This is a genomic window from Methyloceanibacter sp. (genome assembly GCF_058506495.1).
Genome location: NZ_JBZMXT010000079.1, coordinates 1 through 9931, shown reverse-complemented (window position 1 = coordinate 9931; position 9931 = coordinate 1). Strand labels below are relative to the sequence as shown.

The 9931-nt window shown below is 59.7% G+C and carries 9 protein-coding genes; 4 read left to right on the top strand and 5 right to left on the bottom strand.

All coding sequences use genetic code 11. The features are described 5' to 3' along the window. Positions 1–213: 213 nt before the first annotated feature. Both AC33YF_RS11430 and AC33YF_RS11425 read right to left on the bottom strand, forming a co-directional pair. Complete coding sequence (locus AC33YF_RS11430; RefSeq protein ID WP_491777330.1) at positions 214–2790, bottom strand: ABC transporter permease; 2577 nt, start codon at positions 2788–2790, stop codon at positions 214–216. Further along, positions 2787–3503, bottom strand: a complete 717-nt coding sequence (locus tag AC33YF_RS11425; RefSeq protein WP_491777329.1) for an ABC transporter ATP-binding protein — start codon at positions 3501–3503, stop codon at positions 2787–2789. The genes AC33YF_RS11430 and AC33YF_RS11425 overlap by 4 nt, the downstream gene beginning before the upstream one ends. A gap of 102 nt (positions 3504–3605) precedes the next feature. Here AC33YF_RS11425 and AC33YF_RS11420 point away from each other — a divergent pair, with 102 nt between their 5' ends. The 3 genes from AC33YF_RS11420 to AC33YF_RS11410 all read left to right on the top strand — a co-directional run bounded on the left by AC33YF_RS11420 (position 3606) and on the right by AC33YF_RS11410 (position 6379). Next, entirely contained in the window at positions 3606–4280 is a 675-nt protein-coding gene (locus AC33YF_RS11420; protein WP_491777328.1) for an arylesterase, read from the top strand. After that, positions 4277–4699 (top strand): NUDIX hydrolase, encoded by a 423-nt coding sequence (locus AC33YF_RS11415; protein WP_491777327.1) that lies wholly within the window; start codon positions 4277–4279, stop codon positions 4697–4699. The genes AC33YF_RS11420 and AC33YF_RS11415 overlap by 4 nt, the downstream gene beginning before the upstream one ends. Positions 4700–4807: 108 nt before the next feature. Then, a complete protein-coding gene (locus AC33YF_RS11410; RefSeq protein ID WP_491777326.1) occupies positions 4808–6379 on the top strand; it encodes an inorganic phosphate transporter in 1572 nt (523 codons plus the stop codon). A 72-nt stretch (positions 6380–6451) separates the two neighbouring features. Here AC33YF_RS11410 and AC33YF_RS11405 read toward each other — a convergent pair whose 3' ends face one another. Beyond that, a complete protein-coding gene (locus tag AC33YF_RS11405; RefSeq protein ID WP_491777325.1) occupies positions 6452–6946 on the bottom strand; it encodes an anthrone oxygenase family protein in 495 nt (164 codons plus the stop codon). A gap of 50 nt (positions 6947–6996) precedes the next feature. Continuing rightward, positions 6997–7578, bottom strand: coding sequence for a hypothetical protein (locus AC33YF_RS11400; RefSeq protein WP_491777324.1), 582 nt, complete (start codon positions 7576–7578; stop codon positions 6997–6999). Positions 7579–7853: 275 nt separating this feature from the next. Between AC33YF_RS11400 and AC33YF_RS11395 the strand changes: the two genes are divergently transcribed. Continuing rightward, a complete protein-coding gene (locus tag AC33YF_RS11395) occupies positions 7854–8894 on the top strand; it encodes a glycoside hydrolase family 3 protein (RefSeq protein ID WP_491777323.1) in 1041 nt (346 codons plus the stop codon). Positions 8895–8897: 3 nt separating this feature from the next. Here AC33YF_RS11395 and AC33YF_RS11390 read toward each other — a convergent pair. After that, positions 8898–9931, bottom strand: a 1034-nt coding sequence (locus tag AC33YF_RS11390; protein WP_491777322.1) for a cryptochrome/photolyase family protein, incomplete at its 5' end; no start/stop codon positions are given.

Here is a 9931-nt window from a genome sequence, read left to right as displayed (position 1 = left end):
CCTCATCGGCGCGTCCGACGGTCTGCTCATAACGTCTGTCGAGTTCCGCCATTAATTTGAATCCTTTGTTCCGTTGGTCAGATTTGCCGCGGCAAACGCCGCATTTAACCGAAATATGGTGGTATCAGGCTATTTCCGCAAGATGAAGGCATCGTGTCCCTGTAATAGAAAGCGCCTATCGAAATCGACTGTTTCCCCGATTATTTCGCCTCTCTACTCCGCCCTCAAGTAAGGGGCCGCCTTGGCCGAGAGCACGCGCCAAGTTGTAACGGCTCCGACTGAAAGAACCAAGGCCAATGCCAGCCCAATTGTTCCTAGGGCCGCCCACGGATCGAAGACGAAGGTAATATCGAAGGCAAATGTGCACAGCGCCCAAGCGGTCACCGTGGCAATGACCACTGCGAGAAGGGCGGTGGCAACGCCAAGCAGTCCGAATTCGATGAGTTCGGCGCTCAGGATTTGCCGTCGCGTCGCGCCGAGCGTCTTGTAGAGAACAGCAAGATATGTTCGGCGTTGCTGACCGGCAGAGACCGCGCCCGCGAGCACCGCGGCGCCAATTAGCAGTGTGAAGCCCGCCGTTGCGCTGATCGCGGCCATCAGCTTGGCCAGCATCGATTTGGCAGCGTCGACGATGTCGCCGATCTTAATTGCCGTCACGAGCGGGAAGCGTTCGGCGAGCCCTTGAATGATCTTCGCTTCCGTCTCCGGCGCCGTCCCCTTTGCGAACTCGAGTGTGGTCACGAGCCGGTGCGGCGCGTCTTGCAGTGTGTTGGGCGAGAACACCATCACGAAGTTGATGGCGAGCGATTCCCAGTCGATTTTGCGCATCGACGCGATCCGGGCTTCGACATTGCGGCCAAGAATGTTGACAGTGACCATGTCGCCGACCTCTAGCCCCAGCCCGCGCGCGAGTTCGCCATCAAAGGAAACAAGTGGCGGACCGTCATAGTCCTTGGCCCACCATTCGCCTGCTTCGATTTCGGATGCGCCAGGCAAGCTGTTGGTGTAGGTGAGGCCCCGATCTCCGGAAACCACCCACCGCGCATCAGGCGAGACGTCGGCCTCGTCGACCGTTACGCCTTTGAGTTCGACAATGCGCCCACGCAACATGGGGGCACTCTCCATTTTTGCCGAGGGCGCGATCGCTTTTGCGGTTTCCTTGAACGCCACAAGATCTTCGGGTTCAACGTCGAGGAAGTAGTAGGCCGGCGCGTCGACCTCCACATTTCTCTCAATCTCGGCCAGCAATGAGCCGTGAATCAAGCCGACCGCAATCAGCAGACCCAAGCCAAGGCCAAGGGAAACGGATATAGCGCGGGCAAGCGACCCCGGTGCGCCGACGCTTGCCCACGCAAGCGCAAAAGCAGGGGGCTTCGTGCGCCGATGCCTGGCAGCGTAACGTTGCACCAAGATTCCGAATCCGAGCAGCAGCCCGAATGCCAAGAGGATGCCAAGAGAAATCGCAGCCGTGACGAGCCGTTCCTCGCTTGCAGCGATGGCGAGGACGAAGAGCGCGAGTCCCGCGGCGGCAGATCCAATCGCGAAGGGTGTCGCTGAGCGCGTCCGCTCGTCGGTAAGGCCAGCACGCATCAGTCGCGCGGGCGAGATACGGCTGGCCTGGCCAAGGGGCCACAGCACAAACAGAACCATCGTCAAAAGACCGGCGAGTGCAGCGACCATCAACGGGATCGGGTGTGGCTCTACGGCAAGCGGCAGCGGCAACGCATCCTCGTAGAGCGTTGCGATCGCCAACGGCGCGAGTGCCCCCAGCGCCAGTCCGATAAGAATGCCAAGGCCTGCCAACATGACGGCTTGAAGGAGATAGACCCTCAAAACGAGACCGCTAGTCGCGCCAAGACATTTGAACGTGGCAATCACGTCGCGCTTCTTCGCCATGTAGCTCTGGATCGCATTGCCGACGCCAATGCCTCCGAGTAACAGAGCTGTCAGTCCAACAAAGTTGATGAATTGCGTGAAGCGTTGGGCATTGCGCCTAAGAGACGGGGCTGGGTCCGTCCAGTCGCGGATAGCGAACCCGCTTTGTGGAAACGCGGCTTCCATGCCCTTCCGCGTTTCAGTGAGGATGCCACGGTCGGTGCCGGCATCGTTCGGCAATTTAACGCGGTAGGTCCAACGGATGAGGCTTCCGGGCTGCACAAGTCCCGTGGTCTCGAGCGTGCCTCGAGACATGAGAATTTTGGGGCCGTAGGATAGGCGGTCCGCCAGCCGATCCGGTTGCTGGCCGAGCGTGCCAGCAATCACCATTGTCGCGTCACCGATTTTTAGCGTGTCGCCCGTCTTGATCTTGAGCCGATCTAGCAGAGCGGGATCCACGAGTACGGTGCCGGGCTTTTGCCAGGCACTGCCAAGACCGTTGGGTTCGAGAACGTTCACCTCACCGTAGAGAGGATACGCGTCGTCGACGGCCTTTACCTCGACGAGCGCACTCTTCTCGTCGCCGCCTCGGGCCATGGCGCGAAAACTTGCAGATTGGGATACCTGTCCGAGTTCTTGGAGCGCCGAAAATTCCTCGTCTGTCGCCTGCCGATGTATGACCTCGAACGACAGGTCGCCGCCAATCAAGAGACGCCCCTGATTGGCGAGCGCTTTGTCAAAGGCAGCCGCCAGCGATCCGATCGCGGCAACGGCGGCAACGCCGAGAGCGATGCAAAGGACAAAAACCGTCAAACCTCCGGCGCCGGCGCGCAACTCTCGCAAAGCAATCGTCAGGGCCAGCGATCGCGGCGCCGCGGTAGCTGTTGGGCTTTCAATGACGGTTTCGACGGTCACGTGGCGTTTGCGCTCACAGAAGCGCCTTCGTCGACAATGCGCCCATCGGCAACGCTAACGGTCCGGTCGCAGCGCGTTGCGAGTTCATGATCGTGGGTGATGAGAAGGAGTGTAGCGCCGGTGCGTTCCTTCAGTTCAAACAGCAGGTCCATAACAGCGGCGCCTGTTGCAAGGTCCAAGTTTCCGGTGGGCTCGTCGGCAAGGATCAGTGATGGCCTCGTGGAAAGTGCGCGCGCGATCGCCACGCGCTGTTGCTCGCCGCCGGACAGCTGCCCTGGGAAATGTGAAACGCGATGGGACAGCCCAACCTCTTCGAGCGCATCGCGCGCAACGTCGACCGGGTTCTCGCGCCCAAGGAACTCCATCGGGAGTGCAACATTCTCTAACGCTGTCATAGTGGGAACCAGATGGAAGGACTGAAATACGATCCCTATTTTCTCGGCGCGAAGGCGTGCAAGCCCATCTTCGTCGAGCGCGCCCAAGTCAGTGCCAGCGACGATGACACGGCCCGATGTCGCGCGTTCCAGGCCAGCTGTTACCATCAAGAGCGTGGACTTTCCCGAGCCGCTCGGACCAATAACTGCCACAGCCTCGCCAAACGAGACGTCTAGATAAATGCCCCGCAAGATTGCCACTGCGCCTGCGCGTGAAGACAGTGTGACATGCACGTCTTCGAGCTCAATCGCGCGCGTCGGTCTTACAGTTTGATCCATGGTCGGGTCTGGGCCTTGAGGTGTGGTTGCTTTGACGACGGCCCGGTTGGGCTGGAGCGCTCCGCTACGTTAGCCACATAAAGTAAGGGCAAACAGGTCGAAATGATGAAATGCGCTAATGTTGGACGCCACCTATTTCTTACGCTGACCGCGGTGATTTGGATCGGAATCCATTGCTTCTCCGCCCAGGCGCGCGCGGATCAGGACGAAACCGTCATCGTTGCTCTTGGAGATAGTTTGACGTCGGGTTTCGGTTTGCCGAACGACAAGGCGTTTCCATCGCAACTTGAGACCGCCTTGAAGGAGCGTGGCCACAAGGTTCGGATCGTCAATGCCGGTGTATCCGGGGATACGGCCAGCGCTGCACTGCGCCGGCTGGATTGGGCGCTGGACGGTGACACAGATGCCGTGATCGTTGAATTGGGCGGAAACGACGCCCTTCAGGGCTTGCCGCCCGAATCGACAAAAGCGGCGCTGGCCGAAATCCTTGAGAGGCTCCAGAAACGGAATCTGCCGGTGCTGCTGGCGGGGATGGAAGCCCCGCGCAACCTGGGGAAAGAGTATGTAACCGCTTTTGGGGCGATTTATCCGGCGCTCGCTGCCCAGTATGATGTGTTGCTGTACCCCTTTTTCTTGGAGGGGGCGGCACTCAACGCGGAATTGATGCAAAGGGATGGAATTCACCCAAACGCTGGGGGCGTTGGCGTTATAGTCGATAACATACTGCCTCACGTCGAAACCCTGTTGGCCGCGTCCCAGACAAAAGAGGACGGATGAGCGAACCATTGAAGCAGGTTGCGGCGTTGCCCGTCGTCGAGACCGAGGAGGGCCCCATGGTTCTCCTAATCACGACGCGCGGACGTGGGCGCTGGACCATTCCGAAAGGCTGGCCCAAGAACGGAACGTCCGACCGTGCTATGGCGGCGAAAGAAGCTGCCGAAGAGGCTGGGGTTACTGGCAAGATCGGAAAATCACCTGTTGGATCTTTCGCCTACACGAAACGCCTGCATTTTTATTCCTGGGCCCAATGCGTTGTGGACGTATTCTTGCTCCGCGTTAAAACGCACAAACTGGACTGGCAAGAGAAGAGTGCCCGGCGGGCGCGTTGGGCGTCACCTGAGGAAGCAGCCAAACTAGTTTCCGACTCTGAGCTCGCATCGCTTTTGCGCAACGTATTTCATCTCGAAGCCGCATAGGCGGCTGAGCCGGAACCTCTTCGGGTCAGAGCGCGCCGAGGAGGCCATTGAGTCCGCGTGCGCGTGTTCCCAGGTCAGTGTATTAGCCAGGTGGGGGAGTTGGCACGCATGGCGCATCGGGGAGAGGGCGCAAAGCGCAAACGCAAAGACCGGGTTATCCGGTCTCGAGTCGGCGCCGCGCCGTTCCGCCGACGTTCGGTAGAGCCTGGCGCACCGCTCGACAAAGACCTCCGCAAAATCGAGCGACTTGAGGAAGCCACGCGCGCTGCCTCGCGCAATTATCTGGCTCTTGGGGCGACTTTTGTCTTCCTGTTGTCGGCAGCCCTTTTGGCAGAGAGCCATGCCGTGAGAGGTCAAAGCGATCTGCTGTTGGTATTCGCCGCAGTCATCGGCGGATACCTCGCGCTTACGATCGGCGCCAATGACGTGGCCAACAACATGGGTCCTGCGGTCGGCGCGCGCGCCCTCACGATGACAGGCGCCCTTGGGCTCGCGGCTTTTTTTGAGTGCGCGGGGGCGCTGATCGCCGGCAACGATGTGGTCGAGACGATATCCGAAGGTTTGATCGATCCCGCGTTGCTGCCGGGCACCGACATCTTCGTCTGGGTCATGATGTCGGCCATGCTGGCGGCCGCGCTATGGGTTCACCTGGCGACGTATATAGGTGCACCCATTTCGACGACACATTCGATAGTAGGAGGCGTTCTCGGAGCTGGCCTATTGGGGCTCGGATCTTCCGCGATTGACTGGGGCGTTGTCGCCGAGGTTTTCGCGGCATGGCTGTTGTCTCCCGTTATCGGCGCCTTCGTTGCAGCATGCCTCGTTGCCTTTATCGAGACGAGCATGATCTATCAGTCCAACAAGATCGCAGCCGTCCGCCGATGGGTCCCCGTGCTTATCGCCCTCATGGCTGCCGTCTTCTTCGCCTTCATCGCGCTTAATGTGTTCGGCGACGGTTGGGATCTCAGCGCGCATATTGTCGTCCTCACCAGCCTTCCGGTTTTTGGGATCGTCTACCTTTTGGCAGGACCGTGGGTACATGCGCAGTCCGAAGGAATGGAGAATCGTAATCAGAACGTCAGGCAGATGTTTCGGCCACCGCTCATTTTTGCTGCGTGCCTTCTGTCCTTCGCCCATGGGTCCAACGACGTAGCCAATGCAGTAGCGCCATTGGCGGCTGTCTTAGAGAACGCTGGCCAGCCCGAGTTCATGCGTCCCGCAGGGGTTCCATTCTGGGTCATGCTGATTGGTGCTGTTGGGATCAGTCTTGGCCTCTTCCTATTCGGGCCGAGGATCGTTCGCGTAGTCGGGGCGCAGATCACCAGAATGAACCCGATGCGGGCCTTCTGCGTCGCACTCGCCGCAGCCTTTACGGTCCTCGTGGCCTCCGAGCTCGGGATGCCCGTATCGACGACGCAGACTGTCGTTGGCGCAGTTTTTGGTGTCGGGTTCTTTCGCGAATATGCGGCACGCTACAGCCGTCGACGCCGCTACTACATCCTCGCAAAGAAAGCTCGCAACTCGGCTCGGTTCTTCCCTGCAACGCGCGACGAAGTGCGGCGGCGAAAGCTCGTGCGGAGATCGCATGTTATCGGGATCGTGGGAACTTGGGCGATCACAGTTCCATGTGTGGCGGTTATCTCAGCGCTGATCTATGCGGGCATCGATCTGCTTCGGTAGCCCTCTGCGAGATGCGCGGCACATCGGGTTTGGTTCTGTGGTCTCGACCAAGTGCCTGACTCAACCTCCGGGCTATCGCGGCAGACCCATGCTAGCCAGCGCCAACATGAAACTCGCGCAAGCCAAAGATGTTGAAACCGCGCGCACATGATTCCAGCGGACCCAGACGAGGCGGTAGCGACGCCAGTACTCGTGCGCTTCGCCCGCGTCGGGAGACGCGGCGAGAAGGGCCTTATTCATGGGTGCGCTGCGCAGCATCGTGACGCCGAAGCCTCCCACTAGGAAAAGAACCGCGCCAGCGAGGGCGTAGTGCGCATAGGCGGAGTGCCAAGTAACGATCGCGTTAGCCGCAAGAGCAAGGCTCAACAACGCCGTTCCGAAAAAGACCGCCAAGAAGGCGGGCCTCTTAATCGCTTGTATCGTCGCCTGCATGGCGACGATTCCGCGTTCTGCCGATAGGCCACCCAGCGCCCGCATGAAGAACATTGAGAAGGCGAAGAAAAGTCCGGCAAGCAGCGCCGTGCACAAGGCAGCGAATATCGTCAGCACAAAGATTACTTGGGCCATTCCGCGAATCTGCTAGCGGGGAGCGCCGCGAACAAGCACAGTTTCTTTTACTACCAATCCGGATTGGTGCATTTCACGCCCCTTGCCTTCACAGACGAAATCTCTCCAGTTTCAATGTTGATTTCCCAGGCTTTGCGGAGGTTTGTCCACCACTCTGCGGAGTCCTTGCCGCTTGCCTCGCCCAAAAACCTAAGGGTGTAGTCCTCGCCCTTCATGCAGGCTGTTGAGAACGTGTAGCCCTTTCGCGGTTTGCTGGTTGTTAGGGCATCGGTGACTTCAAAATCCGCTGAGGAGCCGCGCCCCGCTGCTTCCGTTTCTTTGGCCGTTAGCACTAGGATCGTGCCGTCTTCACGATTGTAGTGCTGAACATAAAACGGAGGCAGAACGAGTCCGCCGCCAAGATTGGTCCAACCATCGAGGTCGAAACTGCCAGAATAAGTCTTGCCCACCAGGCTTTTGGCAAAGTCTTCATCGCTCATGGGAGCGGCTTCCTCACCGCTCTCCTCGGCCTGTTCCGCGCCAGCCTCAGCCGAGGCCTCCGCTGAGGTCTCTGCCTGAGCCCATGCGTTCCCGGCCGCAAAGAGGATAAAGACACAGGTAGCCGCCAACGACCGTATCGATTTATAGTCCATTCCACTCATCCAGATTGTTTCGCATTCGACGGTCAGGCAGCGCGACCAACGCTGCAACCCGCGTCGCACCCTATTCAAATTCCTTGCAAGATTCGCCTCTAAATTCGGGCCCAATGTGTTTCCGATCTCGTCTTGCCCACCTCCTGGCAAAAGCTCTCCTGGCGGTGCTGATTCCAATGGCACTCCTTGTGTGGCCGCACGCGTTATCCGCCGGCGCGCCCAATAGCACACATCTAGATTCAAAAAATAAATGCCCGTCAAAACGCCTTTCGTCGATGGTCGGTCAAACGCTCATGGTCGGCTTTCCGGGGAGGCGCGAGGAGCACCGAGGTGTTCAAGCTGTTCTTACACAGCTGCGCGATGGAACGGTCGGCGGCGTAGTTCTGTTCCCAAAAAACATTGCCGACGAGCATCAGCTTAAAGCACTCATCGATGCGCTGCGTGGACCCCCATCCGATCTGCCGCCTTTCATCGCCGTCGATCAGGAGGGGGGCGCCGTTCAGCGCCTTCGCGCCAGGAAGGGCTTCGAGTGGTTTCCGCCTGCCAAGCTGGTGGGACAGAATCCGAGCCTCGACGCGCAGGACATTGCCGAGCAAATCTATGGACTTATGGCCGTCGAGCTTGCGGGTCTTGGGTTCAACATGAACCTCGGGCCGGTGGTGGACGTGGATACGAATCCGCAAAATCCCATTATTGGCGCACGCGGGCGCAGTTTCGGCGATAGCGCGGACGCGGTATCGCCTATGGCGGCTGCGTTTATCAACGCGCACCACGCCGCGAACATCGCGACGGTCGCGAAACACTTTCCAGGGCACGGCTCAAGCGCCGAGGACAGCCACCGCACGTTGGCGGACGTGTCGCAGAGTTGGCGCGAGGAGGAACTCGATCCCTACCGGCGTCTCGCACTTCAAGGTTTGTTGGATGCGGTGATGATGGGGCATCTCTATCACCCTCGCTTCAGCGACGAGGTGGGACTGCCGGCATCTATGTCGGCTAAGGCCGTGCAGGCGCTTCGCAGTCCTGACGGGCTTGGCTTCGACGGCGTGATCATCAGCGACGACATGGAGATGGGGGCAATCCGCGAGCGCTCTTCGCCGGAAGAGGCCGCGGTGCGGGCGATCAAAGCCGGCACCGATATCGTGGTGCTCTCCAACATTACGCGAGACGATCCAGAGTTCGGCAGGCGCATCCATCGGGCGCTTATCGACGCGGTCTGCGATGGCCGCATCGCCGAAGCGCGTATTGAAGAGGCCTATCGCCGCATTGTGAAACTGAAAGAGCAGATCAGGACACGAGCACTGCCGCAGGCATGGTGAAACCTACTTTGTGCTCTCCAGTGCGCGCAGCGCGCGTGCCCGGGCGGCCGCGTGGTCGACGATCGGTTCGGGATAGGTCTGCCCCAGCACAACATCGGCCGCAGCTAGAATGCCCGGAGGTGCTTTCCAAGGCGTGTGTATGTCCTCGGTAGGTAGCCCCGCGAGCTCTGGCACCCAAGTTCGCACATAGTCGCCTTCGGGATCGAATTTTTGCCCCTGGATGATGGGATTGAAGATGCGGAAATATGGCGCGGCATCCGCGCCGCACCCGGCCACCCATTGCCAGCTTGCGGAATTGTTGGCGAGGTCTGCATCTACAAGCGTGTCCCAAAACCACTCCTCGCCCTCCTGCCATGGCAGGACAAGATGCTTGACCAGAAATGACGCGACGACCATTCGCGCCCGATTTGGCATCCAACCTGTTTCCCACAACTGGCGCATCGCCGCATCGACGACAGGATAGCCGGTTTGTCCGCGTTGCCAGGCAGCGAGGGCCCCGGGATCATCGCGCCAAGGAAAGCGCGCGAACTCCGGACGAAGTGGGATGTTGGGCAGGTCCGGAAAGCTGAATAAGAGATGGTACGAAAACTCCCGCCATCCGATTTCGCGTAGAAAGCTGCTTGCACCCTTCTCAATGCTGCCGCCTGACGCTTCGATCGCATGGGTTGCCGCGTGCCAGACTTGTGTCGGACTGATCTCGCCAAAATGCAGGTATGGAGAGAGCAGCGACGTAGGTTTTCCTGCCAGCGCATTGCGCAGTGTGCCGTATGCGCCCATTCTTTCGTCGATGAACTCGGCTAGAGCGTCGTGTGCCGCGCGTTCGCCGGGCGTCCACGTCGTCCTGAGACCGCCGGCCCAATCGGGCTGCGACGGTTCCAGCCTCAGAGCCGCAAGCGGGTCGCTATCTATATCTGCAAATGCGCTGAACTTTGGGATACCGAGCGGGGCCCGCGGTGCGGGTCGTGTAAGGCAGGCCTTCCAGAAGGGCGTGAACACGCGGTAGGGGCGTCCGTCCTTCGTGACAATGTCTTTGGGTG

Excerpts from the sequence above, each read along its gene's own strand:
- AC33YF_RS11425 (WP_491777329.1), bottom strand. The coding sequence starts at position 3,503 with ATGGATCAAACTGTAAGACCGACGCGCGCGATTGAGCTCGAAGACGTG.
- AC33YF_RS11420 (WP_491777328.1), top strand. The coding sequence starts at position 3,606 with ATGATGAAATGCGCTAATGTTGGACGCCACCTATTTCTTACGCTGACC.
- AC33YF_RS11415 (WP_491777327.1), top strand. The coding sequence starts at position 4,277 with ATGAGCGAACCATTGAAGCAGGTTGCGGCGTTGCCCGTCGTCGAGACC.
- AC33YF_RS11410 (WP_491777326.1), top strand. The coding sequence starts at position 4,808 with ATGGCGCATCGGGGAGAGGGCGCAAAGCGCAAACGCAAAGACCGGGTT.
- AC33YF_RS11405 (WP_491777325.1), bottom strand. The coding sequence starts at position 6,946 with ATGGCCCAAGTAATCTTTGTGCTGACGATATTCGCTGCCTTGTGCACG.
- AC33YF_RS11400 (WP_491777324.1), bottom strand. The coding sequence starts at position 7,578 with ATGGACTATAAATCGATACGGTCGTTGGCGGCTACCTGTGTCTTTATC.
- AC33YF_RS11395 (WP_491777323.1), top strand. The coding sequence starts at position 7,854 with ATGGTCGGTCAAACGCTCATGGTCGGCTTTCCGGGGAGGCGCGAGGAG.